Annotated in this window: 24 protein-coding genes; 9 read left to right on the plus strand and 15 right to left on the minus strand. The window is 65.8% G+C overall.

What is annotated here, in order from left to right:
* Positions 1–378 precede the first annotated feature (378 nt).
* Genes C8J47_RS16655 through coxB form a run of 5 tightly spaced genes read right to left on the minus strand, consistent with a single transcriptional unit; the run spans position 379 to position 5,924 of the window.
* Complete coding sequence (locus C8J47_RS16655; protein ID WP_121886605.1) at positions 379–1,407, minus strand: c-type cytochrome; 1,029 nt, start codon at positions 1,405–1,407, stop codon at positions 379–381.
* Positions 1,404–2,036, minus strand: coding sequence for a cytochrome c oxidase assembly protein (locus C8J47_RS16660; protein ID WP_121886606.1), 633 nt, complete (start codon positions 2,034–2,036; stop codon positions 1,404–1,406). Before C8J47_RS16660 ends, C8J47_RS16655 begins: the two co-directional genes overlap by 4 nt.
* Positions 2,033–2,416, minus strand: coding sequence for a hypothetical protein (locus C8J47_RS16665; protein WP_121886607.1), 384 nt, complete (start codon positions 2,414–2,416; stop codon positions 2,033–2,035). Before C8J47_RS16665 ends, C8J47_RS16660 begins: the two co-directional genes overlap by 4 nt.
* On the minus strand, positions 2,413–4,959 hold the full coding sequence (ctaD, locus tag C8J47_RS16670; RefSeq protein WP_121886608.1) for a cytochrome c oxidase subunit I: 2,547 nt from the start codon (positions 4,957–4,959) through the stop codon (positions 2,413–2,415). The genes C8J47_RS16665 and ctaD overlap by 4 nt, the downstream gene beginning before the upstream one ends.
* Positions 4,956–5,924: a cytochrome c oxidase subunit II gene (coxB, locus tag C8J47_RS16675; protein WP_121886659.1), complete on the minus strand. Its 969-nt coding sequence runs from the start codon at positions 5,922–5,924 to the stop codon at positions 4,956–4,958. Before coxB ends, ctaD begins: the two co-directional genes overlap by 4 nt.
* A gap of 206 nt (positions 5,925–6,130) precedes the next feature.
* Between coxB and C8J47_RS16680 the strand changes: the two genes are divergently transcribed.
* From C8J47_RS16680 to C8J47_RS16700, 5 genes are all read left to right on the plus strand, one after another.
* On the plus strand, positions 6,131–6,460 hold the full coding sequence (locus tag C8J47_RS16680) for a multidrug efflux SMR transporter (protein ID WP_121886609.1): 330 nt from the start codon (positions 6,131–6,133) through the stop codon (positions 6,458–6,460).
* 119 nt (positions 6,461–6,579) lie between these two features.
* On the plus strand, positions 6,580–7,218 hold the full coding sequence (locus tag C8J47_RS16685; RefSeq protein ID WP_259467610.1) for an RNA polymerase sigma factor: 639 nt from the start codon (positions 6,580–6,582) through the stop codon (positions 7,216–7,218).
* On the plus strand, positions 7,176–8,123 hold the full coding sequence (locus C8J47_RS16690) for a FecR domain-containing protein (protein ID WP_121886610.1): 948 nt from the start codon (positions 7,176–7,178) through the stop codon (positions 8,121–8,123). Before C8J47_RS16685 ends, C8J47_RS16690 begins: the two co-directional genes overlap by 43 nt.
* Positions 8,124–8,202: 79 nt before the next feature.
* Complete coding sequence (locus C8J47_RS16695) at positions 8,203–10,701, plus strand: TonB-dependent receptor (RefSeq protein WP_121886611.1); 2,499 nt, start codon at positions 8,203–8,205, stop codon at positions 10,699–10,701.
* Positions 10,702–10,753: 52 nt separating this feature from the next.
* Positions 10,754–11,689 carry a metallophosphoesterase gene (locus C8J47_RS16700; RefSeq protein WP_121886612.1) on the plus strand — a complete coding sequence of 312 codons (936 nt, stop codon included), beginning with the start codon at positions 10,754–10,756 and terminating at the stop codon, positions 11,687–11,689.
* A 174-nt stretch (positions 11,690–11,863) separates the two neighbouring features.
* On the opposite strand, the gene C8J47_RS16705 is transcribed toward C8J47_RS16700, so the two are convergent.
* From C8J47_RS16705 to C8J47_RS16715, 3 genes are read right to left on the minus strand one after another with little or no spacing between them, the layout of a single operon-like run.
* Positions 11,864–12,154, minus strand: coding sequence for a hypothetical protein (locus C8J47_RS16705; RefSeq protein ID WP_121886613.1), 291 nt, complete (start codon positions 12,152–12,154; stop codon positions 11,864–11,866).
* A gap of 38 nt (positions 12,155–12,192) precedes the next feature.
* Positions 12,193–12,597: a hypothetical protein gene (locus C8J47_RS16710; protein WP_121886614.1), complete on the minus strand. Its 405-nt coding sequence runs from the start codon at positions 12,595–12,597 to the stop codon at positions 12,193–12,195.
* Between the two features lie 23 nt (positions 12,598–12,620).
* On the minus strand, positions 12,621–13,148 hold the full coding sequence (locus C8J47_RS16715; protein WP_259467611.1) for a hypothetical protein: 528 nt from the start codon (positions 13,146–13,148) through the stop codon (positions 12,621–12,623).
* 61 nt (positions 13,149–13,209) lie between these two features.
* Between C8J47_RS16715 and C8J47_RS16720 the strand changes: the two genes are divergently transcribed.
* Positions 13,210–14,031, plus strand: coding sequence for a helix-turn-helix domain-containing protein (locus C8J47_RS16720; protein WP_121886615.1), 822 nt, complete (start codon positions 13,210–13,212; stop codon positions 14,029–14,031).
* Between the two features lie 280 nt (positions 14,032–14,311).
* On the opposite strand, the gene C8J47_RS16725 is transcribed toward C8J47_RS16720, so the two are convergent.
* Together C8J47_RS16725 and C8J47_RS16730 are read right to left on the minus strand one after the other, a co-directional pair.
* Complete coding sequence (locus tag C8J47_RS16725) at positions 14,312–15,280, minus strand: DUF6607 family protein (protein ID WP_121886616.1); 969 nt, start codon at positions 15,278–15,280, stop codon at positions 14,312–14,314.
* 8 nt (positions 15,281–15,288) lie between these two features.
* Positions 15,289–17,565 carry a TonB-dependent hemoglobin/transferrin/lactoferrin family receptor gene (locus C8J47_RS16730; RefSeq protein ID WP_121886617.1) on the minus strand — a complete coding sequence of 759 codons (2,277 nt, stop codon included), beginning with the start codon at positions 17,563–17,565 and terminating at the stop codon, positions 15,289–15,291.
* A 79-nt stretch (positions 17,566–17,644) separates the two neighbouring features.
* Between C8J47_RS16730 and C8J47_RS16735 the strand changes: the two genes are divergently transcribed.
* A complete protein-coding gene (locus C8J47_RS16735; protein WP_121886662.1) occupies positions 17,645–18,466 on the plus strand; it encodes a DUF4198 domain-containing protein in 822 nt (273 codons plus the stop codon).
* Between the two features lie 283 nt (positions 18,467–18,749).
* On the opposite strand, the gene C8J47_RS16740 is transcribed toward C8J47_RS16735, so the two are convergent.
* From C8J47_RS16740 to C8J47_RS16760, 5 genes are all read right to left on the minus strand, one after another.
* Complete coding sequence (locus C8J47_RS16740) at positions 18,750–19,721, minus strand: FAD:protein FMN transferase (RefSeq protein WP_259467612.1); 972 nt, start codon at positions 19,719–19,721, stop codon at positions 18,750–18,752.
* Between the two features lie 67 nt (positions 19,722–19,788).
* Positions 19,789–20,628 (minus strand): DUF4198 domain-containing protein, encoded by an 840-nt coding sequence (locus tag C8J47_RS16745; protein ID WP_121886618.1) that lies wholly within the window; start codon positions 20,626–20,628, stop codon positions 19,789–19,791.
* Positions 20,629–20,638: 10 nt separating this feature from the next.
* Positions 20,639–21,133 (minus strand): DUF2271 domain-containing protein, encoded by a 495-nt coding sequence (locus C8J47_RS16750; protein ID WP_056055894.1) that lies wholly within the window; start codon positions 21,131–21,133, stop codon positions 20,639–20,641.
* Between the two features lie 11 nt (positions 21,134–21,144).
* On the minus strand, positions 21,145–21,804 hold the full coding sequence (locus C8J47_RS16755) for a PepSY-associated TM helix domain-containing protein (protein WP_121886619.1): 660 nt from the start codon (positions 21,802–21,804) through the stop codon (positions 21,145–21,147).
* Positions 21,805–21,935: 131 nt separating this feature from the next.
* On the minus strand, positions 21,936–22,847 hold the full coding sequence (locus tag C8J47_RS16760) for an AraC family transcriptional regulator (protein ID WP_121886620.1): 912 nt from the start codon (positions 22,845–22,847) through the stop codon (positions 21,936–21,938).
* Between the two features lie 120 nt (positions 22,848–22,967).
* Between C8J47_RS16760 and C8J47_RS16765 the strand changes: the two genes are divergently transcribed.
* Positions 22,968–24,086, plus strand: a complete 1,119-nt coding sequence (locus C8J47_RS16765; protein ID WP_121886621.1) for a zinc-binding alcohol dehydrogenase family protein — start codon at positions 22,968–22,970, stop codon at positions 24,084–24,086.
* On the plus strand, positions 24,083–24,508 hold the full coding sequence (locus C8J47_RS16770) for a DUF3291 domain-containing protein (protein WP_121886622.1): 426 nt from the start codon (positions 24,083–24,085) through the stop codon (positions 24,506–24,508). Before C8J47_RS16765 ends, C8J47_RS16770 begins: the two co-directional genes overlap by 4 nt.
* Positions 24,509–24,523 lie beyond the last annotated feature (15 nt).

The raw sequence follows: 24,523 nt of genomic DNA on the forward strand, positions 1-24,523 counted from the left end.
TGTCCGCGAGTGGGTCTCGGTGCGCAGAAGTAGTAGATCGGCCGGTGCCGAAGAGCGGCGCACCGCCGCCAGAAGAGATATGGACGAGACGTCGGTGCGCACCACCAGCGTCGGCCCGGGTCCCACAAAGCTCACAGCCTATCTCGGACCAGGCGTAGTACGCCTTTGCCTCACCGAACGGGCGGGCAAAAGCTATCCATGCTAAGGCTGAACGAACGTCCAGAGGCGGGAAGGGCGCTGCCGCCCCGAATGTCTGGAAGTGGGGCCGCATTGAGACTGCCGCTAAGGATCGAGCGCTGAAACTATGATGGCGGGCATCCGTGGGCACGAGGCAAACGCCTTGCGTGCAAGGGGCGACCGCATCGCCTCTGCGGTAATTCAGCGACCCGCAAAATACTGCGCAAGCGGGTCGATCATGTCCTCGGGGATGCGACGGGCGATGACCGGCATCGTCGACTGCGATTTGCGCGCGTCCACCAGCGTCTCGTCGCCGCGCCAGTTACGGAGGCGTTGCGCGATGTAGCTGGCGCGCTGGCCGGTGAGCACGGGGTAGGGCTTGCCGGGTGCGTGGCAGCTCGCGCAGGCGGGGAGTTGCGCCTTCGGCAGCCCTTCGCGGTCGATCCGGGCAGCCGCGGTCGATCCCGACGGCGTGACGCCGCCGATCCCCGGCATCGCCGCGAAGTGATCCGCGAGGCGCGTCATGTCCTCGGGTGTCAGCGTCGCGGCGGCGTTCGCCATCACCGCGCTCTGGCGCTTGCCGGTTGCATAGGCTTCCAACGCGGCGCGGAGATACGCGGGGCTCTGGCCGCCAAGAACGGGCATGTCGGGCTGGCCGCGACCACGCCCATCTGCGCCGTGGCAGCCTACGCAGGTGGCAATCCTGGCATCGGTGACGCCCGGCACTTCGGTCAGCGAGCGATAGGTCGCGGGCGACATTTCCGGCAGCAGGCGGACGAACGCGACCATGCGGCGGACTTCGTCGTCGCGGTCCTTGGCGGCCCAGCCGGGCATGCCGGTGTATTTGACGCCGTGCTTGAGGATCCAGAAGATCTGCTTGTCGGTCCACTCGCGCGCGTTGACCGCGAGGTTGGGGGCAGGGGGCGTCGCCGCCTGCATTACCGGGAGCGGACGAACGCCGGGGGCGCCGTGGCACGAGGCGCAGCTTGCCTTGAACAGGCCGGCGGCGCTGACGAGACCCTCGTTCGCCTTGGGATCGTCGGGGGCGGTGACGGCAGCGTAGGTGCGGACCGAGTTGCGCATCGTCCAGTGGAGGAACCAGTCGGTGATCTTCCAATGGCCCGACGACGCGGCGATGTTGAACACGCCCGACCAGGCGAACAACAGTCCGGCGAGTGCCAGCGCGAGAATCGCGGCGGCGGCGCGCGCCCAGGTAATCCGGATCGTCATGCGGTCGCGCTCCGTGTCTTCAACAGTCCGCCGAGCATCGCGAGCCCGCCGATGAAATAGCTCGCCGCGCCGACCATCAGCATGACGACGCCGCCGAGTTGCTGGTCTTCGAGGGCATCGAGGCCGTGGATCGCCGGGTGCATCGCCGACATTTGGGCCATCATCGCGTAGAGCGGTCGCGGGGCGAGGCCGATCAATGCGCCGAGCAGCGTCATGTGCATCGATGTCAGCAGCAATGCCGCGACGCCAGAGGCGCGGCGGTCGGTGGCGCCGCCGACGCGGGTGCCAAGCACCGCGCTCCAGAGGAGGACGCCGGCGATGAGGAAGCTCGCTTGCTCGATGAGCAGCGCGAGCGGCTGCATGTCGACGCGGAGCCGCAGTGCGGGGAGGTGCCAGAGCCAGACGATGACGAGTTCGACGAGCGACATCGCGAGCGGGGTGACGATTGCGGGCCAGCGCTCGGCTGGGTCGAAGCGGCTGCCGGCGACCCCGTAGGCGAGGAACGGCGCGGCGACGGCGACCGCTATCATGTGACCCGCCATGTGACCGACCATCCCGAGCGGCGCCGCGGCGAAGGCCCAGCCGAGCGGGACGAGCACGGCGCCCAGGACGAGGCTCGCGCGTCTCATCGGCAGTCGCCGAACATGATGACCGGCAAGGCCGTGAAGATCACCGCGACGAAGCTCAGCCCCGCCAGCAACCGCGTCGACAGCGCGAGGAAGCGGAGGCGATCGATCGCGGTGCCCTGTTCGTGTGGGGCGGGATCGCCGGGCGTCTCCGATTGGACACGCGCGATATAGCCCGCCGCGACGATCCCCAGCAGCGCGACGATCGTCGCGATCAGCGTCGCCAGCGGGAAGCCGGTCAACGCCGTCCCCGGGGTCGAGGATTTCGCGCAGGTCACTGCCACCCACAGGTAACAGAACAGGAAATGCACGGCCCAGATCGTCGGCGGGACGATCAGCGTCCACAGCGTCACTTTCAGGTCGCGGGCCCAATGTTTCTTCATGCGACACCCGGGAACAGGCCGATCGTGCAGAACGTCACGATGCCCGTCAGCGCGAGGAAATGGTTGTACACGGTGATGTTGCGCAGGTCGGCGTCATAGACCGGCGTCATCTTGCCTGCGAGGCTGCGCGCGAGCGTGTAGGCCTGCATGATGACTCCGATCGCGGCGTGGACCGCGGTCCAGATCGCCAGCGTCCAGACGATCGCGGGATAGACGTGGAGTTCGGGATCGAGCCCCGAATACCACGGTCCCGCGAGCCCTGCGAACAGGCTCGACAACGTCGCGACGATCCCGACCACCAGCAGCGCGCGACCCGCACCGACATTGCCGCGCCGGTGCACTTCGCGCGCGCCGACGGTCGCGGCCCAGCCGGTGAGCGTCAGCGCCAGCGCGACCATCGGCCAGAACACGCCCGGTCCGTTCAGCCCGACGCCGCTCGGCGGAAAATCATTGTGGATCGTCCAGAAGAAGAAATAGCCGAACACGAGGCCGGAGAACGCGGTCGCGTCCGCCATCATCGTGATGAACATCGCCCACCAACCCGGCGCCGACGGCCCCGAGGTGTAGAGCGGCACTTCGATGCCGTGGCCGATATGCTTGGTCGGCTTTTCGGGGATCTCGGCGGTGCCGGTCCACAGCCACCACAGCACGCACGCGAGCGTCGCGACGCCGCTGACCGCCGACCAGATATAGAGGTGGTACGTCGTCAGGATGAACACGCCGGCCAGCGCGACCGCGGTCATCATCGGCTTCACGCTCGGGGTACCCAAGCGGATCACCTGGAGGGGGCGAGCATCGAGCACGGTCGTGATGATCGACTCGCGCCGCATCTCCTCCGCGTCGGGCAGGAAGAAGCGACCCTCGTCGACCTTCTGGACGAAGTTCTTCTGGTCCCAGATCGGATAGCGGCTCTCGATCAGCGGGACCGAGCGGATGCCCCAATCCTCGTCGTCGGGCAGTGCGAGCCATTCGAGCGTGCCGGCGTTCCACGGGTTGCGCGGCGCCTTCGGACGACGCGGCGACAGCGCGAGGTCGATGCAGACGATCAGCACGCCAGTTGCGAACATGTACGAACCCGCGGTCGAGGCGAGGTTGAGTCCGCCGATGCCGAGTTCCTCCGGATAGGTGAACACGCGCCGCGGCATGCCCAGCAGGCCCGACAGGTGCATCGGGAAGAAGGTCAGGTTCATGCCGACGAACATGATCCAGAACGCGATCCGCCCGAGCCGGTCCGACAGCTTCTTCCCCGTCACCAGCGGCCAGTAATAATAGAGCCCGGCGAACAGCGGCAGCAGCGTGCCGCCGATCAGCACGTAGTGGAGATGCGCGACGATGAAATAGGTGTCGTGCGCCTGCCAGTCGAACGGGGCGACCGCGACCATCACGCCGGTCAGGCCGCCGATCACGAACACCGCCAAGCTCCCGCTCGCATAAAGCAACGGCGTCGATTTCTTCACGTTGCCCGCCCAGAGCGTCGCGATGAACACGAAGATCTGGACGCCGGTCGGGATCGCCACCGCTTCCGATGCCGCCGCGAAGAAGGCGAGGCTGATCTTCGGCAGCCCGGTCGTAAACATGTGGTGGACCCACAGTCCGAAGCTCAGGAACGCCGTCCCGACCGCGGCCAGCACGATCCACGGATAGCCGAGCAGATGCCGTTGCGCGAACGTCGGGATCAGCATCGCGAACAGCGCGATCGACGGCAGGAAGACGATGTAGACTTCCGGATGCCCGAAGATCCAGAACAGGTGCTGCCACAGCAGGGGATCGCCGCCCTTCTCCGCGTTGAAGAACGGCCAGTTCAACAGCCGCTCCATCTCGAACAGCACGTCGCCCGCGATCAGCGGCGGGAACGCGAACAGGATCATCACCGCGACCACCAGGATGTACCAGGCGTAGAGCGGCATCAGGTTAAGCCGCATGCCAGGCGGGCGGCATTTCAGCACGCCGACGATCAGCTCAACTGCCGCCGCTACCGACGACACTTCGATGAAGCTCAGCCCAAGCATCCAGATGTCCGCGCCGAGCCCGCTCAGGTCGGTCCGCGTCGTCAGCGGCGGGTACATGAACCAGCCGCCATCGGGTGCCGCGTCGAAGAAGATCGAGCCCGACACGAACACGCCGCCGATCAGGAAGCTCCAATAGCCGAACCCCGACAGCCGCGGAAACGGCAGGTCGCGCGCGCCGAGCAGTTGCGGCAACAGGATGATCGACACCGCCTCGAACATCGGCACCGCGAACAGGAACATCATCATCGAGCCGTGCAGCGTGAACAGCTGATTGAACGTGTTCGCCGTGACGAGATCGTTGTTCGGCACTGCCAGCTGCGTCCGCATGATCAGCGCTAGCACACCCGCGAACAGCATGAAGCCGAACGCCGTCAGCGTGTACCACACGCCGATCCGGTTGTTGTTGACGTCGGTCCAGCGGAAGAACCAGCCGGTGGGCGGCTTCCAGACTTCCCGCAGACGATCTTCCTGGCCTTTCCGCACCGCGGGGTCATTCTGGTCGGGCGCGATATATTGGGTGCTCTCGGTGGTCATTTGAGCCCCTGAAGGTAGCTTGCGATCTGGTCGGCTTCGGCGGCTGACATCTGCGGGAAGGCGGGCATCCGCACGCCGGGCTTGGTCTTGGCCGGATCGCGTACGAACCCGGCGATGTTGGCATGCGTCATCGGCAACACGCCCGCGGCGAGCGTCGGGCGCGAGCCGAAGTGCGTCAGGTCGGGGCCGATCTTCGCGACCGGGCCGACGCCGCGGACGCTGTGGCAACCGCTACAGCCATAGCTCGCAAACAGGCGCGCGCCGGGCGACGCGGTGAGGACGGCGGGCTTGCGCTGCTCGGCGAGCCAGCGCTCGAATGCGGCCGGCTCCATCGCGATCACGTCGAACGCCATCAGCGCGTGGCCGAGCCCGCAGAACTCGGCGCAGACTCCGCGGTACGTCCCCGCCTTGGTCGCGCGGACGACGAGCCGGTTGGTGCGGCCGGGGATCATGTCCATTTTCCCAGCGAGACCCGGCACCCAGAAGCTGTGGATGACGTCGGGGCTGCGGAGCGACAGTTCGACCGTGCGGCCAACGGGGAGTCGAAGTTCGTTCGCGGTCTCGACCACCGATCCGCCCGGCGGCGCATAGCGGACGCGCCACCAGAACTGTTCGCCCTCGACCCGGATGCGCAGGTCGCCGTTGGCCACCTCGCGCGGCCGCATCGCGGGCAGGGCGTAGAGCACCAGGCCCAGCAGCAGGATCGAAGGACCGATGCCGCCGAGCCACAGCACCAGCTTCATCCCGCCCTTGTGAGTCAGCCGACCTTCCGGCGCGCGCATGGCGTGGCGCATCAGCAACGCGAGCCCGCCCGCGAGAATGATCGCGCCGATGACCAGAACGATGGTGATCGAGAGGACCTTGTCCGCCTCTTCGCCGAACGGCGCCAGCGTCGACTGGTGCCGGTTGCACGCCGCCAACAGCGGCAGGCACGCGCCCACGGAAAGAAAAATAGCCTTCCGCATCATCACCTTGCCACCCTTGCGAAGCGCGTCCCTAACCCGGCTGGCGGGGGCACGTAAACCCAAAATGACAGAAATGTCATGTAGGCCTGTCGACGAGAGCAGTCGCGTAGGCAGGTCTAATCCACACGTCCGGTTCGTGCCGCCGGAGGAACCGATCTGGAGATCGATTGGGGATTGGCCGCATTCGGTGTGCTAGCGGATCGTGCATGAACTATCTCATGCTAGCAATCGCGATCGTCTCCGAGGTTTGTGCCACGACGGCAATGAAGCAGTCGAATGGTTTTACCCGCATGCCTTGGACGATTGTTACCGTCATCGGCTACGGTATTGCCTTCTACTGCCTGTCGCTGACCCTTCGAACGATACCGACAGGCATTGCGTACGCTATCTGGTCAGGCGCCGGCATCGTCCTGATTTCGGCGGCTGCATGGGCATTCCAGGGTCAAAAGCTCGATGCTGCTGCTGTATTTGGCATGGGCCTGATCATTGCCGGCGTCATCGTGATGAACGTGTTCTCGAACGCGTCGAGCCCTTGAGCGGACGGCCGAAGCTGGGGAGCGGCAGAGTGCGCCCCAATGGCCGGGTATGGGGCGTCTGACGGGGGGCGAGCGTACAGCCGCAAGGCATCAGCGGAGGGCTACGTTCGACCCGACCCATGACGCTGTCCCCGTCGTGTAAGAATACCGGGCTAGGCGGCGCAGCATGGCTTCTGGAGCATGTGTTGAGCTGGCTGCGTGACATCGACCGCTGGTTTCTCGCCGAGGTGCTGCCGCATGCGGCGGCCTATCGCGCGAAGGCAGCGTATCTGTGCGGCCGCGACAACGCCGAGGATCTGGTCCAGGACGCCTATGCACGCGTTCTGAAAACGCCTGACTATCGCGCGATCGTCACGCCGCGCGGCTTCGTCCTGACGATCGTGCACAATCTTGCGCTCGAACGACTGCGTCGCGCGAACGTGGTGCGGATCGACATGCTCGCGTCGCTCGACATGCGGGGTGTCGCGGACCCGGCGCCCGACGCCTTTGCAATCGCGTCGGGACGATCCGAATTGCAACGCCTGCTCGACCTGATCGACGCGCTGCCTGCGCAATGCTCGCGCGTCCTGCGCATGCGGAAGGTCGAGGGGATGCCGCCGGGTGACATCGCCGATGCGCTATGCATATCGGTCTCGACCGTGGAAAAGCATATCGCTAAGGGGCTGGCGCTCATCACGAGAGCCCGGCGCGATAACGAAGCGCAGGCGGAGGAAGCGTGCCAGGCCGTTCCGACATTCCGCAGCGTCATGCCGACCTGACCGACGAGGCTGCCGGCTGGCTGGCCGCGCTCGACGCGGGATCGGCGGACGTCGCGGCATTCGAGGCGTGGCGCGACGCCGATATCCGCCATGCCATAGCCTTTGCAGAGGTCGCCGGTACGTGGCGCGATCTCGATGGCCTGCGTGGTACACGGGGTAAGACGAGGGCTTCGCTTGAAACGCAGCCCGCGGCGAAAACCGTCGCGCGGCCGAACCGGCGCCAGCTCCTGCGTGCTGCCGGCTCGATCGTAGCCGTTGCCGCGGTCGGCGGGGGCATCGCCTACCGCGCTGCGGCGCGCGATATGGCGGAGACCCGGGTCGGTCAGCGGATGGCGGTCGCGGTGACGCCCGGCATCTTGCTCGATCTGAATACCGATAGTCGCGTCTACTGGCGCAACGGAACGCCTGCGCGGCTCTGGCTCGACCGCGGCGAGATCGCGCTGCGGCTGGCTGCCGACCACCGCCTGCAGTTGCTGACGCCGGGGGGGCAGTTCCAGCTCGATCCCGGTACGTACAACGTCCGGCTGCGCGGTGCGGGGTGCGAGCTGGCGGTGCTGGCGGGCGGTATTGCCGATGGATCGACGCTGCGCATCGGTTCGGGCGAAGTCGCGCTCGTCACGGCAGGGCAGGTCAGCATCCAGGCACGTGACGATATCGGCGGGGTCACCGCGTGGCAGCACGACACGCTGGTGCTCAACGGCGAAAGCCTCGACTATGCGGTCGCGGAAATGAACCGGTACCTGCCGAACAAGATCGTGATCGGCGACCCCGCGTTGTCGCGCCTCCGGGTGGGCGGCAGTTTCGCGACCACCAGGCCGGCAGAATTCCTGCGCGCGCTGCGTAGTTCGTTCGGCATCCGCGCGACCGCAGGCCGGGCCGGAGGGATAGTCCTGACCCGCGCGTAAAGTTTATTTTCGCGGTCGATGGCGGTTTGTCCGCGCTCATCCATCCCTGCTCCGACACACGGTGCGATGCGGGGATTTCATGTTCAAGTTTCTGACGACGACGGCCATCATGGCGGTGGTGGCGATTCCCGTTGCCGCCAGTGCGCAAACGCAGGCGGCAAGCGTCGCGTTCGACATCAAGGCGTCCGACACCGCGACCGCGCTCAACGCGTTCGCGCGGCAAGCGGGTGTGCATGTCAGCTTTCCCTACGATGCCGTCGCCAATCGGCGTGCGGCAGCGCTGCGCGGTCGGTTCACGCGCGAAGAAGCGCTCCGCCGTCTGATCGCGGGGCAGGGGCTGATGATCGCCGAGGAAACCCCCTCGATGATATCGCTGAAGGTGACCCCGGTCGAAACGCCGCAGGACTCCATCGACGCTGCGACCGCCAGTACGCCCGGCCAGGATATCGTCGTGCTCGGCCAGGGCCAGTCCCGCCAGGTCCAGACGGTGTCCGCCAAGGCGATGGCGAAGCTGACCGGCGGCTCGTCGCCGTTGCGCTCGCTCGGCAGGTTGCCCGGCGTGAACTTCGACTCCTCCGACGCGCACGGCACGTACGAGGCGGCGACGCAGCTCTCGATCCGCGGCTTCCTCACCGACCAGATGGGCTTCACGCTCGACGGCGTGCCGCTCGGCAACATGCAGTACCGCAACAACAACGGCCTTTCGATCAACCGTGCGCTGCTCAGCGAGAACAACGGCGCCGCGACGCTCTCGCAGGGTAGTGGCGCGCTCGGCACCGCATCGACCAGCAACATCGGCGGCACCGTCGATTTCACCTCGATCGACCCCACCGACAAACTCGGCATCGATCTCGAGCAAAGCTACGGCAGCGCCAATTCGTGGCGCTCGTTTGCTCGCGTCAACAGCGGCGAGCTGCCCTGGGGCGGGCGGCTGGCGGTGTCCTACGCGCATGACCGTCAGGGCAAATGGCGTGGCTGGGGCAAGCAGGTGCAGGATCAGATCAACGCAAAATACGTCCAGCCGCTCGGCGACGCGGTCAATTCGACCACGTTCCTGAACCTGATCGATCGGCGCGAGGACGATTACAACGACGTCTCGCTCGCCCGCCTCAAGGCCTATGGCTACAGGTTCGACAACATCCGCGATTTCGCGCTGGCCGAGCAACTCGCGACGATCGTCCAGAACGGCGGCACCCCGCCGGCACCGTTCGCGGCCGCCGACGACACGATCTACCAGGGCGGCGGCGTCCGGCGCGATCTGCTGGCGTACGAGAAGCTCGACTATGCGCTCGGGGCCCGGCTGAGCGGTTTCACGACCGGGTACATCCATCTCGACAAGGGTATCGGCACCTATGCGAGCCCCTATGACCCGACGCCCGCCGCGTTTGGCGGCTCGCCCGTCTCGGTGTCCGCGCTCCGCTACGCGATCAACCGGAAGGGCGTGATCTCGCGCCTCAAGTTCGCGGCCGGCGATCACAAGATCGAGGGTGGAATCTGGTACGAACGCAATGCCTTCGATCAGGGTTCGTATCTCTACGGCCTGCAAAAGGGCGTCGCGCCGAGCGAGTTCCAGCAATTCTACACCAACCCGTTCAAGACCAATTTCTACAACGAATACGTCACGAACACCGTCCAGCTCGATATCAGCGACACTTGGCAGGCGACCGACGCGCTGCGGCTGAACGCGGGCGTCAAGGGCGTGGTGTCGACCAACCGCGCGCACAGCGTCGTCAGCACGAAGCCGATCGACGGCTCGATCCAGGCGAAGAATTGGTTCCTGCCGACCGTCGGCGCGCTGTATACACTGGACGGCAACAACGAGGTGTTCGCGGACTATACCCGCAACATGGCAGCGTTCGTCGCGTCCACCTCGATCGGCCCGTTCTCGAGCAGTTCGCAGGCCGGGTTCGATTTCATCCGCAGCGGCCTGAAGCCCGAGATGACCAACACGTTCGAGGCCGGCTATCGTTTCCACGATGGCGATCTGCAGATGTCGCTGACCGGCTATTACGTGAAGTTCACCAACCGCCTGCTCGCGTCGTCGATCAGCGCGACCATCGTCGGCAACCAGAACGTGCTCCAGAACGTCGGCGGCGTCTCGTCGCGCGGCGTCGAGGCGGCCGCGAACTGGAAGTTCGCGCGCGGCTGGTCGCTCTACGGCAGCTATGCGTATAACGACGCGACCTATGACGATGATGTCCAGCCGCTCGGCGGCGCGCTCGTCGCCACCAAGGGCAAGCAGGTCGTGGCGTCACCCAGGAACGTCGGCACTGCCGAGCTGAACTACGACGACGGCACGATCTGGGGCGGGGTCAACGCGCATTATCGCAGCGCCCGCTATTACAGCTATCTCAACGACGCCAAGCTGCCCGGTGCGGTCAACGTCAACCTGTCGGCAGGCTATCGCTTCAGCCGCATGTTCGACGTCCAGTTCAATCTGACGAACGTGTTCGACAAGAAATACATCGCCTCGACCGGGACCGCCGGTTTCGTCACGTCCGATCCGAACGGCACGTACACGACGCTCCAAACCGCCGCACCGCGCCAGGTGTTCGGCACCGTTCGCGTCCACTTTTGAGCGTCGCCGCGTATCGGGAATGCCCCCTCTTCCTCCTGTCGACAGGTGCCCCATGGAACGCCGCAATCTCCTGAAGCTCGCGCTTGGCGCGCCGCTCGTCCCCTTGGCCGCGCGGGCCGCGGCGACCGAGCCGGTACGCGGCGGCGGCGACAGCTTCAGCTTCGCGTTCGTGGGCGATTGTCACATCCGGCCGGAACTGGGCGCGGATCGCGCCTGCGCACAGTGCTTCGAACAGATCTCCGCATCGCCCGTGGATTTCGTGATCCAGGGAGGCGACCATGTCGAGGATGCGCTTGAAACCGGCCGGGACCGCGCGACGCTGCTGATGGATCTCTATCAGCGCACCGAACGCGCGCATCTGCGCAAGCCGATATACCACGTCATCGGCAACCACGACTGCCTGGGCGTTTTCCCCAAAAGCGGCATCGATCCGTCGGCGCCCGATTACGGCAAGCAATTCTACATCGATCGGTTCGGGCCGCGCTATTACGCCTTCGATCACAAGGGCGTGCATTTCGTCGTGCTGGACTCGATCGGCCTGACCGCGGACCGCAATTACGAAGGCCGCGTCGACGCCGCCCAACTGGCATGGTTGCGCGCCGATCTCGCCGCGCAACCCAAGGGCACGCGGATGGTCGTGGTGACGCACATCCCGCTCGTCACCGCGATGCGCTGCTACGAACCCGAATCCTGGCTCGACACTCCGCACAACTGGACGTTCGTCGTCAACGGCCGGGAGGTACTCCGCGTCCTGCGCGACTATGACGTGCTGGCGGTGCTTCAGGCGCACAGTCACGTCTGCGAGCGGATCGAGCTCGACGGGATCTCGTTCATCACGACCGGCGCGGTTGCCGGTGCCGACTGGCACGGCTCGTTCCTCGGCACGCCGGAGGGCTATACCGACATCACGATTGCCGGCCGCAAGGTGGAGAGCCGGTACAGGACCTACGGCTTCACCAGTGTCGATCGCCAGGATGTGCCGATCTGAGCCCAAAGTGCGGGAGGCTACGCGGAGTGGGTCCGGCCGGAAGCCGTAGGGCAGGGCGTCCGCCCAAAACCGGACGCTTGGGTTAGCAGTCCGGAGCTCCGACGACTGCCATGTGTTTAGCGCGATCATGCTCGTTTATCGCTCGCCGAGCGGCAGATTACGGGGAAGGCGTATTCAGTCGAGGCCGGTGTTGTCCGGCGTCCAGTAATTTCGCGCGAGGATCCTGGTCGAAGGCACGCCCAGGGATGCGAGCCTGTGCCGCAAGCGCTGCACGGTGCTGGCTTTGCCGGCCAGAACGAATGTACATTCCGCTGCGAGCGCGGGCAGGCTTTGTTCGATACGGGCGATATGACCGTCATCGGGTTCGCGCGTGATCAACTCGAAACCATGGAGCGCTAAATCGTCGAGAACTGTGCGGCAGGCATCGATGTCATCGACCTCGAAGCCACCGACGAACCACGCCATGGGATCGCGTCGTACCAGCGTCGTCGATTAGTCGATGCTCAGGCTGCTGCCGACCCGCTGCGCTCTGAAATCATTTCCGCTGCAATTTGGGATGCTTCCTCGTGTGACGAGACCAGCTTCAAAGGATAGCCCCAGAACTTGGCGAAGGCCACGCCGAAGGGTTTGAAGGCCAAACGCTTGATGGCACTGGGCTCGATCACGATCATTGCCAGCACGAGCGAACGAAGCTCCGCCTTGTGCTTCTTCATCCACAGCGAGGTGCGCTTCTTCTCTTCCTGACTATGTTCATGCTCCTCGTTTGGAGCAGAGTCGGTCAGGATCACGAACGGTGTACCGCGCTTCAGATTCGCCTCGAATGCCTCGAAGTCCTGGTCGTGGTCGTGATCGGGGCCTTCGTCGTAACTTATCCAGACGAGCGGAAATTTCGTACTGTCGAAAGGCATGTTTCGTCTCCTTTTCAATGCTTTCAATGCAGGCGGATGTGCCGCCACGACATGACCAGCGCGACTGCGGCGGGGAGCGTGACGGCGAGCAGTTCCAAGGCAACGAGATGGCCGCCGTCGCGCAGGCCATCCGATACGCCGCCAAGCGTACTCATGGCGGAAACACCACCACCGATGACGAGCATCGCCCAGTCGGTTTCGCGCTTTCCGGCAAGCGCCAGCACTGGAGGGACGACCCAGGCACCGTAGAAAATGGATACTGCCCACAATGCGGTGGGGCCGAACGTGATCGCCTTCATCGTTCCGCCGCTGCCGACATAGCCGTTCAGGTAGGAGAAGCATTGGATCGTGACGAAGAGTGCGGCGCCGACCGCTGGGGCGAGCCACGCAAGTGCGAGTTCAACTGGCTGCTTTCTGATCACGTCGACATTCCCATCCGGAGGCGCTTGGTGGGGCTGCTGAATGCTGCCCGTCTCGAAGAGGCGTGCGATCTTGATCGCCGCTTCTCCCGTCCGTTCGAACGGCATATGGCGATCAGCAGATGGCGTCATTGCGCAATCCGGCCATGATATGTTTCTATCCGGCCGAACCCTCAAATTGCCGAGTCTCTCGATGCATATCGATGTCCGCAGTGACTGGCTTTCCTATGTCGATCAGGTTCCTCGGGCCCTAGTCGCGGCGAACACCGTCACCAGCCTCGATGCCCTTGAGCAATCGTCGCGGCACCAGCATCAGAAAGCGCAGCTGCTTCTGACCGTCCGTGGCGTCATCAATTGCGAGGTGGAAGACGCCGTCTGGATCGTGCCACCACAATGCGCCGTGTGGATCCCCGGCGGTCTGCCCCATACTGCTTTCGGCTCGGGCGAAGTGGAGTGCATATCCCTTTTCATCGAGCCTCCTGCCGCTCTGGCCCTGCCGAGCAAATGCTGCACGATCACCGTATCGCCGTTGCTGCGTCATTTGCTGATGCGGGCGAACGAACTGGCCGAGCGCTATGATGTCGATGGTCCAGACGGCCGGATCGTGTCGGTTATTCTCGATGAGCTGGCTGCCGCCCCAGTCGAGGACCTCCGCCTCCCGATTCCCAGCGATCCGCGGCTCAGGAAACTTACCGATCTGTTGATCGCGACGCCGGCGGATCATGCCACCGTCGCACAATGGGCCTCGCGGATCGCGCTCAGCGAGCGCAGTCTGAGCCGTATGCTGGCGGAAGAGGTCGGCATGAGTTTCGGCCGCTGGCGGCGACAGTTGCATATCGTCCTTGCCTTGCGGCATCTGAGTGCCGGTCAAACGGTCCAGGCCGTCGCAATGGATCTAGGCTATGAAAGCGCCAGCAGCTTCGTGACCATGTTTCGAAAGATGGTCGGCAAGCCACCAAGCCGCTATCTGCTCGAGCGACTTCGGCCTGCACCCCTCGATCATGGCCAACGATAGGCACTGCCGGAGTTTAGACGATCGCGGTGCAGCCCATGCTCCGCGGATCGACGTCCGGTATACGCTGCGTACATGCTCAAATTTCTTGCTGATCACCGGCTCGGACGCTTGCCCGAGGTCTAAGTTCAACGCGTGAGGACGATCTCCGCGCCGAAAACGCGGGTTCGAGCGCGCGCAATCGGAACACGAATGAACGGCTGGTTTCGGTGAGAGGCGGGGCCGGCACGAATGTCGCTTTGTGGATCAGATTGCGGGAACCGGCCAGATCGACGCGAGGCATTCATGATGTCCCGCTCTCGCGCCGGATCAGATTGGCGGCTTCGGCCTCTCCCGACTTCTGATCGGTTTCACCCGCCGCGATATCGTCGGCGAGCAACATCAACTGGTGGCCGGTGGTCGACCCATTCGACGCATCTTCCGCAACCCGCAGGCCTGAGCCTTTCGCGATCGCGCGGTCCCAGTCGGTGCGGACCGCGGCCCAATAGTCCTTCGTCTTCGCCCAATACGTGTCGGCCGCCGCGACGGCGAAGTCGGTCGCGGGGGTGTAGGTGTTGATGACGTATTCGTGGACGTACGTGGCGGGCCTGCCGTCCTTGAGGCCGATCTTGGCGTTGTCCTGCTCGTGGACCCAACCGGCGGGGGTCAGCACGTGGCGGTTGCTGCCGATATAGTGATCATAGGGTGGGTTCCGGGTCGCATCGCGGCGCGCGAGCGGGCGGCGGGTCTCGTCGCTGGTCCAGCGGGTGGCGCCGTCGTCGTAGCGCCAGCGACCGATCCCGCCATAGCGCGGGGAATCGTCGGTCTGCCACACCGTCTGCGACCATGCGCCGCGTCGTTCGGTTTCCGACAGCGGCCTTAGCGTCCAGCGGCCTGCCGCGGTGTAGACGAGCACGGTCGACGGCTGCCACGTCCAGTCCTGTCGCCAGTGCTTGATCACCATCGTCTTGGCGTTGCCGTCGGTGACGACCAGCAGATGCTGGAGCACGACGTGGTCGGGCGTATCGACGATCGCGCGGACGACCTCGTGGCCGCCGCTGAGCTTGGCAGGGTAGGGCGTGTAGCCCGCGACCAGCGGCGTCGTCTCGCGCATGTCGAACGTCACCTTGAAGGTACCGGCCATCGCCAGGATCGATGCGTGATCGCGGACCTGGTCGCCGTATACGGCCTGCGTTTGCGCGGACGCGATCGTCGGTGCGAGGGGGAGCGCGGCCAGCGTCAGCCCGGTCGCGAGAAGAAGGGAGCGGAACATCGGGGGCCTCACAGATTGAGCGAGAAGGAGAGCCCGGCGTTGCGGCCGGGTTGCGAATAGGCGTCGCGGACGACCGAGGTCGAGGTCAGTCCGCGGACGTCGCTCCACCAGAAATACTTCTTGTCGGTGATGTTGAAGATCCCCGCGCGCAGCGTCGCATGATCCATCACGCGCAGCGACGCGGTGGCGTCGAGGATCCAGAAGCCCGACGGCGTGAAGCAGCTGGTGGCCGCGGTGTTGCAGCTGTTGTTGGTGTCGCCGACCTTCTTGCCCGCCGAATGCGTGGCGATGACCTCGGCACGGAACGGCCCGGCATCGGGCTGGTAGAAGATGCCGGCGACGAGCTTGACGGGTTCGATGCTGTCGAGCGGCTGCGTGCCGGCGACACCGGTCGTCCGCATCGTTCCCTTGGCGTAGGAGGCGGCGGCGCGGACGCCGACGCCGACCGGCAGGCGCGCCTCGCCGCGTGCTTCGAGCCCTTCGATCTTGACGCGGCCGCGGTTGATATACTGGTACACCGCCGGGTCCGCCGCGGTGAAGGCGCCGCTGACCTGGACCTGGTCGATGAAGTTGCGGAAGCGGCTGCTGAACGCGGTCCCGCTCAGCGACCAGCCGGTGCCGCTCAACCGGATGCCGCCCTCGACGCTGTTGCTCGTTTCGGGTCTGAGATCGGGATTGGGAACCGAGCGGTAATTCTGCGTGATGTTGGCGAAGCCGTTGTTGATCTGGTTCGGCTCGGGCGGCTTGAAGCCCTGCGCATAGTTGGCGAACAGCCGGACGCCCTCGGTCAGCTTGGCGACCGCGCCGATCCGCGGCGTCACCTTCGACCCACTCTGCTCGCGCGGTACGAAGGTCGTGAACAGCGGATCGTTCTGTGGGTTCAGCTTGTAGTGATCGTAGCGGATCGACGGGAACAGCGTCAGCAGCCCATCGGCAATCGCGATTTCGTCCTGCGCGAACACGCCGACCAGCGTGTAGTCGGTCGTCGGGAAGGCGCGGGTCGGATAGACCTCGCCCGCAGGCGCGACGGTGCCGTCTCGCACACCCGTCTGGCGGGTGTGCGAATAGTCGGCGCCATAGGCGAACAGGTGCGTCAACGGCCCGGTCGCGGCGCGGCTTTCGAGCTGCAGCGTGCCGCCGTACACCTCGTTGTCGAAGCGGTTGATGCGGGTGCGGTCGGCGGCGGTGTTGCGGTCCTCCGCCGCGGCCTGGAGCGTGAGGCTCTTCTGGTAATAGCCCGCCGCGCGGACACCGCTGACGATCCCATCGCCAACATACCGGTAGTCTAGCGTGCCGCGGTTGCGCTCGGTCGTGTCATGCGCGGTAAGGCCGATCACCGATGTCGCCGCGAGCGGAGGCTTGGCGATCGCGCTGAGCACGTCGGTGTCCACCACGGAAGAAAAATGCTCGTAGGTCAGGCGTAACCGACTGGCATCGTTCGGCGCCCAGACGAGGCGGCCGAGCAGCGCGTTGGACTCGATATCCTGCGGGTTGGCGGTGGTGCGATCCGTGGTCGCGCTGTCGTTGCTGCCCTTGGTCTCGGTTTCGTGACCGTCGCGACGGGTATAGGCGACCATCGCCTCGATATCGCCGGTGCGCCCTGCGACCACGAAGCCGTTGGTCCAGCTGTCGTCCGAGGAATCGTAGCTCGAGCGAAGCCCGCCGCCGACCAGCTTGCCGCCGCTCAGGAAATCGCGCGGGTCCTTGGTGATGAAGCTGACCGCGCCCGCGACGCCGTCGCTGCCGTATAGCGCGGAAGCGGGGCCGCGCAGGATTTCGACCGACTTGAGCAGGTCGAGATCGACGTAATCGCCGCGGCCGACGGATTGCGCGCCGAAGCTGAACGCGTCGGGAACGCGGACGCCGTCGACGGTGATGAGGACGCGGTTGCCCTCGAGTCCGCGGATGTTGAACCCGCTGTCGCGGTCGCGCCCGGTGGATGATCCGGCGGCGGTGAAGCGCGACGGCGCGCGGCGGACGGTGACGCCCGGCTCGTAGCGCACCAGATCCTTGATGTCGGAGATGAAGCGATCCTCGATCGTCTGCGCGTCGATTACCGATACGGTCGCGGGAACGTCCTCGACCGCCTTCTCGGTGCGCGTCGCGGTGACGGTGATCGTCTTGTCCTGACCCTCCGGATCGGCGGTTGGCGCGGTCGTAGCCGACGTGTCGGTCGCCGATGCGTGCACCGCTTCCGGCAAAGTGGGCTCTGCATGGGCAAGGCCGGCGGTGCCGATCATCAGCGCGACCGGCGAGATGCCGGCCAGCAATTTGGTCAATGTCATGTTCGTTATCCCCACGGTCTGGCAGCTTGCTGTTGCGAATCATTCTCGTTATCAAGTGGCATCGAAAAGGAGCATCGCGATGACGAAGATCAGGGGAAATTGGCGGACGGCACGAGCGACCGGGGCGCTCGCCCCCGCCATAGCCACCGTCCTCGCCCTCGTGTCGGGACCCTCTGCGGCGCACATGCCATATGTGCTGCCGAGCGTGTTCGACGCGGCAGGGCGTGATCGCGTCACGCTCCAGGCATCGTTCACCGAGGACGCCTTCCGGCCTGAAATCGCGATGAAGGACGCGCCGTTCGAGATCACCGGGCCCGACGGAAAGACCGTCAAGCTGGCCGCACCTACGCTGACCACCGACCAGGCGATCGTCGAGGCCGCGCTACCGGCGGACGGTGTGTACCGGCTGTCGTCCGGGCAGCGGATCGGCCGGTTGAGCAAGATGTACCGGACCGGCGAGGTCTGGACGATCGTCGGCGAAGGGAAGACGCCACCGCCCGGCGCGACGTCGGTCGACGTGCGCAGCACGACGCTGGCCGACGCCTATGTGGTGCGCGGCAAGCCCGGCGCTGCGGGGGCGCTGACGGCGCGCGGCAAGGCGCTGGAGATTCATCCACTCGGCGATCCGAGCAGTTATGCGCCGGGTTCAGCAGCCGCGTTCGAAATCCTGTACGAGGGCAAGCCGCTCGCCGGCGAACCCGTGACGCTGTTCCGGGAGACCGGCTTCTATGACGGGCGCAAGCAGGTCGCGACTGTGAACAGCGACAAGGCCGGGAAGGTGACGCTGACCCCGTCCGATGCCGGGCGGTACCTGATGCTCGTGCGGCACCGCGCAGCTACGCCAAGTGCGGCGGATGCGTATTCGAGCTTCACCGTGACGCTGGCGTTCGAGGCGATTTGAGGCGACGTCGCTGTCTCCGTATCCGTATCCTCTCCCTGGCGGGGAGAATTTCAGCGTCCGCTATTTCCAGTCGGTGGTCGACTTCACCCGGATCTGCAGCGGCGTGTCCTAGGTCCGGGGCGAGGGGTTGGGAGCGGATCTGATCGATCAGGCTGTCCCGCCGGCCCACTTCGCGCGCGATGTTCTGCCGCGAAGGCGGGAGTCCAGTCTGGGTCCCCGCCTTCGCGGGGAAACAAGTTTTGCCAGGATAGACACCTACTCGGCGGATGTATCGAGGCGGCGATCAGTCGCTCAGCATCCTCGAAAGACCGGGAGTTAAATATTCTCGGACGGTGCCGTCGATCTCCGTGACGAGCCGCGCGGCGATCCCTTGGTCGTCCGCAAGGTCAAGACCGTCCGGGCCAAGCACGGTCAGCGCTGTCGCCCAGGCGTCGGCATCGAGCGCGGTCTGGTGGATCACGCTGGCGGAGATGACGTGCGTTTCGATCGGACGCCCGGTGCGTGGATCGAGCGTGTGGGCGCCGCGGCGATAGTCGCCTGAGGTCGCTACCGCCTGGCCGTGCAGCGCGATCCGGAGCGGGGGTAGTGTCAGGCCGGGTGGACTTTCGAGGTCGACCCACCAGGGATCGCCGTCGGGCTTGATACCACGACCGACGAGCTCGCCGCCGATTTCGACCAGTGCGTTCGCGATGCCTGCGTCGTGGAGCAGGTCCGCGATAACGTCGACCGCGTGGCCCTTGGCAATCCCCGACAGGTCGAGCGCGGTGCCGCCGGGTTGACGAAGATGCGCGCCGTCGGGGGCGAACGACAGCCGACGCCAGCCCGATGTCGCGCGTGCCGTCTCGATCTCGGGAGCGCCCGGCAGATGCGCGACGGGGACAGGGCCGAAACCCCAGGTATCGACGAGCCTGCCGATCGCCGGATCGAACGCGCTGCCGGTCAGCTCGGCGAGCGCGAGGCCGCGCGTCATGACATGCGCGAAGTCGGGTGGGAGCGTCGTCCAGGTGCCGGGCGCCGACCGGTTGAAGCGGGACAGCAGCGAGTCCGGTGCCCAGTGGCTCATCTCCGCGACGAGCCCGGCCAGCCGCGCGACGATCGCCGCTCGGATCGGCGACGGGTCGGTGCCGGCGGGCGCGGCGAAGCGCACGCTCCACGACGTCCCCATCGTCTCGCCGTGCAGATCGAGCACCACCGCCGACGGATCGCGCGCCGCGAACGCCGCGGCGTCGATCGTCGGTGGCAGCGCGATCCTCATGCCGCGATCCTCATGCGGCCAAACTCATGCCGCCAAAACTCATGCCGCCAAACTCACGCCGATCGCCTCAGGGGGTGAGCACTTCGAGCGTCGTGACGTAGCTCATCCGGCGTTCGGTCGCGCGCGGGCTCGTTGCCTTGGCGTCGGTCAGCGTCGCGTTGAGCCAGTACATGCCCGCGGTCGGCCACGAGACGCTCAACACGCCGTCCGCGCCGGTGGTCAGCTCGCGGGCGCCCTCGTCGTTGCGATAACGCTTGCCGCCGGGGATCACCGTGACCTTCAGGCCGGACGCGGGTTTGCCGTCGAGCAGGAAGCGGAACTTGGCGGTCTCGCCCGCGACCAGCTCGTCGGGGTGCGTGATCGGCGCGAACTCGAGGCCCTTGCCGGTGGTCTTGAAGACGGTGGTGGTCGGCGCGCCCGCGGTCACGAAAATCTCGTTGCGGCCCGATACCTCGGTGACCTTCACGTCAGTCGCGTTGGCGGGGATGTCGGCGACGGTCAGCGGGGCAGGCGCGTTCGGCTGCGGTGGACCGCGACGACCGCCGAGACGCTTCTCAACGCCGTCGATCTTGAAGCTGCCCATGACCGCGGACATCTGCGTGCCGATCTTCCACGTGCCGGGTTTGTCGAGCTTCACGTCGAATACCGAGCGATAGCGCCCGGTCGCGCCGTTCTGCAGTGTACCCTCGCTGCCGTCGGGCTGCCAGACCTTCATGCCGTCGAGGCGGAGCGGCTGGTGATCGAAGAAGAACAGGTCGTTCGAGACCGCGGCGTCGACCGTCACCCAGCCATCGGTCCCTGAGAACACGGTGGCCGATGGCAACAGCCACATGCGGTGCGCAGACAGCGCGGCGGGGATCGACAACAGCGCGGCGGCGGCCATCAGGCGTGCAACAAAAGGCTTCATGCTGTGATCCTTAGCGGGCGGAGATGGCGACGGCGCCGAGTTCGGTCTTGCCCGTGGTGCGGGCTCCGGCGGTAAGCGGTACGGACACGAGCTCGCGGCCGCCGGTTTCGCGCGCAGCCTCGACGTTCAGGACATACTGGCCGGGCTTGACGTCGGCGGGCAGCGGGATGGTGTATTGGCCCGGCGCACGCGTCGCGCCGCTGATGCCGTCGGCGGGCATCGTCATGCTGCGGCCGCCCTTGCGCCACCATGCGCGCAGGTCGGCAAGCCATTTGGTGCCGGGATCGTTGCCGCGCTTCTTCAGATCATACCAGACCGCGAGCGTGCGCGGCGCGCCGCCGCCGACCGGCTCGAGCCAGACCGCGACATAGGGTTTGTGATATTCCGCGACGCTCAGCCGGGGGATGGTGATCGTGACGGTGCCCGCGGGCGCGGCGCTGGCGGGCAACGACAGCGCAGGCGCGGTGATCGCCCCGCCAAACAACAGCAACGCGGTAGGACGCATGGCAGAACCCCTCAATGGACGAACAGGATGGCAAGCAGGACGGGAATGGCGAGCCCGGCGGCGACGATCGGCCAGGTCGTCGGCCGATGGCGCGCATGGAGCTGCAACAGGAGTAGTCCGGTCAGCGTGAACAGGATGCAGGCGCCGGCAAAGATGTCGATGAACCACGCCCAGGCTTCGCCCGCGTTGCGACCCTTGTGGAGGTCGTTCAGGTACGAGATCCAGCCGCGATCGGTCGTTTCCGCGGTGATGCGTCCGGTCACGCGCTCAATGCTGACCCAGGCGTCGCCACCCGGGCGTGGCAGCGCGACATAGGCGTCGGTGTCGGACCACTCGACCGACTTGCCGGCGGGATCGAGGCCGACCGTGGCCGCAACGCTTTTCGCGACGGGCGCGGGCAGAGGCGTGTCCGGCGTGTGCGGTGCGGTCAGCATGCGGCGAAGCGACGGGAGCAGCATGCCGCTTTTCTCGATGACCACCGGCTTGGCACCGATCGTCGCCGCATGGTTCAGCGTGATGCCGGTGATCGCGAACAGCAGCATGCCGACCAGCGACAAAGCCGCGCTGATCCAGTGCCAGCTATGGAGCTGCTTCAACCACCAGCTACGCCATTTTTTTCGGTTGCGGCTGACTGATGTGCGGCGATGTGGAGAGGAAGATTGCGATGTCACACCTCCGCCTAACGCCTGTCGAAACGTGCATCAAGAATAATGCGAATAACTCTCATTATCGATCGCAGGCGCTCCCTGTCGCCCGCTGAAAAGGACGTCTGCGCGATCGCCGCCCGCGGCAATAAGACTGGCTACGCGGCCACCGCCTTGGTGAATTCGCTCGGCGAGTGGCCGAACGTCCGCTTGAACGCCGCACTGAAAGCGCTTTCAGACTCGTAGCCGACGGCGGGTGCCACGGTCGCGATCGAGACACGCCCGCTCGCCAGCCGATCGGCCGCCAGCATCATCCGCCAGCGGGTCAAATAGTCCATCGCCGGCTCGCCGACCGTTTGCTTGAACCGCACGGCAAAGCTGGACCGCGACATGCCGCCTGTTCGGGCGAGATCGGCAAGCGTCCAGCGCCGGGCGGGGTCTGCATGCATTGCCGAGATCACGGCGCGCATCTGCGTGTCGGCCAGCGCGAACAACCAGCCTGCGCTGTGGGGCGAGCGCTCGGCGAGGTGTAGTCGTAGTGCTTCGATCAGCAGCGTCTGCGCCAGATGCCCCGCCATCAGCGTGCCGCCCGGTTGCGGGTCTCGCAGCTCGCGCATCAACCGCTCGATCAGCCAGCCGAGCGCCGCCTTGGTCGCCTCTGCCCGGATGTGGACGATCGGGGGCAGGATGCCGAGCAAAAGGTCGGTGTGGAGCCCGGTGAAGTCGAAGAAGCCGCCCACGCCCGAGCAACTGCCGCCGCCACCGAGGACACCGGTCTCGCCGGCGGGGAACGACGGGAAGAATGCAAAGGCGTCGGTCACCGGCGCGCCGATCGCGCTGTAGAGGTTGAACGCGACGCGGCCGGGAAGCAGGATGAAATCGCCCGCCTGAAGCGCCATCGGCTCGCGTCCGCCCTCCAGTGCGATCCAGCATGTCCCGGTGTGAATCGCGAAGCATTTGACTCCCTCGGCCGGCGGGTAGGCAAGCGCCCAGTCCCCGCCGGCATCCAGGCCTCGAAATCCGTAGCTGCTGGGCTTCAGCAGGGCGAGTACGTCCGACAAGGGATCCATTGCGACATTCCTGGACGCTGGCGATGAATTGGCGGACTTTGAAGCATGGGCCGTCCAGTGTCACGGGACTATCCCAGATCTCATCGATGCATCTTCACCTGGCACCGCGGGAGACAGATCATGATCGACAATACCGCCCTCTGGCTTTCCTCGAAGCGTGCCGCCTTCACCGTGGGGGCAGCGCCGTTTCCGACCGCGCAGTCGGGTGAAATTGTCATTCGCACCCGTGCGATCGCGGTGAACCCGATGGACCGGCTGGTGCAGACCTCGGGCGACCTGATGACCCCCTACCTGCACTATCCGGCCATCGTCGGCTCCGACGTCGTCGGCGAGGTCATTGACGTCGGCGCGGACGTGACCCGGTTTCGGGTCGGTGACCGGGTCGTGGGTTTTGCCGGGAGTACCGACAAGACGCGTAACCGCGCCGCAGAGGGCGCTTTCCAGACCTACGTCGTCCTGCTCGAGCATATGACGGCCGCGATCCCAGATGCGCTCGCCTTCGAGGATGCTTCCGCGCTGCCGCTCGGTATCTCGACCGCAGCATGCGCGCTCTTCCAGCGCGATTTCCTCGCGCTGAACGCACCCGCCAAGGGAGCACGGGCGACCGGTCGGATCGTCTTGGTATGGGGTGGGTCGACCAGCGTCGGCGTCAATGCGGTGCAACTGGCCGTCGCCGCTGGCTACGAAGTGATCGCCACGGCCTCGCCGCGCAATTTCGGGCTGCTGGAGAAGCTCGGCGCGACCGCTGTGTTCGACTATCGAAGTCCGACCGTCGTTGCCGACATAGGCGCGGCGTTGCGTGGGAAAACGGTCGCAGGCGCGGTCGCGATCGGCCCGGGATCGGTGCAGCCGTGCATCGACATTCTTGGACCGTGCAAAGGCAATCGCTTCATCGCGATGGCGACGCCGCCCGCGTCCTTCGACGCAGTCCCGGCGGGACGGGGTCATTGGCGCAAGTTGATTGCCGCGATGGCCGGCACGGTCGCCGGCAATATCGCACTCGCGCTGAGCGCACGCCGCAAGAAGGTGACCCTGAAAATGATCTGGGGCAGCACGTTGATCAGCAACGAGGTGGGGCCGATGATCTTCGAGACATTCCTGCCCGAAGCACTGGCCGACGGCCGCTACGTGGCAGCGCCTGCAGTCGAAATTGCAGGTCACGGGCTGTCGGCGATCCCGGCGGCACTCGAGCAGCAACGCCGCGGTGTCTCGGCGACCAAGCTGGTCGTGACGTTGTGAGCGGCTTCGTCGTCAGCGTCACCCGCTTCCGCGTTCGCAGCCTGCGGTTCCTGCCCTTCTTCCTGATCCATGCGCAGCGCTGCCTCGCGCAGATCAGGCGAAGCGACGGTTACATCGCCGGAGCGCTGCGCCACGATCGCGACCGCGCCTATTGGACGATAAGCGTATGGCGCGACGAGGCCGCACTACTGGCGTATGTCACCGGGGGCGCCCACCACAACGCGATGCCCAAGATGAGCGAGTGGGGCGACGAGGCCAGCACCGTTCGCTGGGTTCAGGACAGCGCCGACCTTCCGTCCTGGCCGGCGGCGATCGAGCGGATGCGCCGCGAGGGACGCCCCGTCCCGCTTCGCCATCCGGGACCAGGGCATGCCGGTCTCGGCTTAGCGGCGAGCGAGCCTGTGCAGATGGTGCGGATCTGAAAAGGAGCCTATGCA

The sequence above is a fragment of the Sphingomonas sp. PP-F2F-G114-C0414 genome, assembly GCF_003688595.1.
GTDB lineage: Bacteria > Pseudomonadota > Alphaproteobacteria > Sphingomonadales > Sphingomonadaceae > Sphingomonas.

Coding starts and splice junctions, on each gene's coding strand:
- ctaD (WP_121886608.1), bottom strand. CDS start 4,959: ATGACCACCGAGAGCACCCAATATATCGCGCCCGACCAGAATGACCCC.
- C8J47_RS16660 (WP_121886606.1), bottom strand. CDS start 2,036: ATGAGACGCGCGAGCCTCGTCCTGGGCGCCGTGCTCGTCCCGCTCGGC.
- C8J47_RS16705 (WP_121886613.1), bottom strand. CDS start 12,154: ATGGCGTGGTTCGTCGGTGGCTTCGAGGTCGATGACATCGATGCCTGC.
- C8J47_RS16685 (WP_259467610.1), top strand. CDS start 6,580: ATGACGCTGTCCCCGTCGTGTAAGAATACCGGGCTAGGCGGCGCAGCA.
- C8J47_RS16745 (WP_121886618.1), bottom strand. CDS start 20,628: ATGAAGCCTTTTGTTGCACGCCTGATGGCCGCCGCCGCGCTGTTGTCG.
- C8J47_RS16725 (WP_121886616.1), bottom strand. CDS start 15,280: ATGTTCCGCTCCCTTCTTCTCGCGACCGGGCTGACGCTGGCCGCGCTC.
- C8J47_RS16700 (WP_121886612.1), top strand. CDS start 10,754: ATGGAACGCCGCAATCTCCTGAAGCTCGCGCTTGGCGCGCCGCTCGTC.
- C8J47_RS16735 (WP_121886662.1), top strand. CDS start 17,645: ATGACGAAGATCAGGGGAAATTGGCGGACGGCACGAGCGACCGGGGCG.
- C8J47_RS16710 (WP_121886614.1), bottom strand. CDS start 12,597: ATGCCTTTCGACAGTACGAAATTTCCGCTCGTCTGGATAAGTTACGAC.
- C8J47_RS16655 (WP_121886605.1), bottom strand. CDS start 1,407: ATGACGATCCGGATTACCTGGGCGCGCGCCGCCGCCGCGATTCTCGCG.
- C8J47_RS16680 (WP_121886609.1), top strand. CDS start 6,131: ATGAACTATCTCATGCTAGCAATCGCGATCGTCTCCGAGGTTTGTGCC.
- C8J47_RS16760 (WP_121886620.1), bottom strand. CDS start 22,847: ATGGATCCCTTGTCGGACGTACTCGCCCTGCTGAAGCCCAGCAGCTAC.
- C8J47_RS16720 (WP_121886615.1), top strand. CDS start 13,210: ATGCATATCGATGTCCGCAGTGACTGGCTTTCCTATGTCGATCAGGTT.
- C8J47_RS16740 (WP_259467612.1), bottom strand. CDS start 19,721: ATGAGGATCGCGCTGCCACCGACGATCGACGCCGCGGCGTTCGCGGCG.
- C8J47_RS16715 (WP_259467611.1), bottom strand. CDS start 13,148: ATGACGCCATCTGCTGATCGCCATATGCCGTTCGAACGGACGGGAGAA.
- coxB (WP_121886659.1), bottom strand. CDS start 5,924: ATGCGGAAGGCTATTTTTCTTTCCGTGGGCGCGTGCCTGCCGCTGTTG.
- C8J47_RS16665 (WP_121886607.1), bottom strand. CDS start 2,416: ATGAAGAAACATTGGGCCCGCGACCTGAAAGTGACGCTGTGGACGCTG.
- C8J47_RS16750 (WP_056055894.1), bottom strand. CDS start 21,133: ATGCGTCCTACCGCGTTGCTGTTGTTTGGCGGGGCGATCACCGCGCCT.
- C8J47_RS16730 (WP_121886617.1), bottom strand. CDS start 17,565: ATGACATTGACCAAATTGCTGGCCGGCATCTCGCCGGTCGCGCTGATG.
- C8J47_RS16765 (WP_121886621.1), top strand. CDS start 22,968: ATGATCGACAATACCGCCCTCTGGCTTTCCTCGAAGCGTGCCGCCTTC.
- C8J47_RS16695 (WP_121886611.1), top strand. CDS start 8,203: ATGTTCAAGTTTCTGACGACGACGGCCATCATGGCGGTGGTGGCGATT.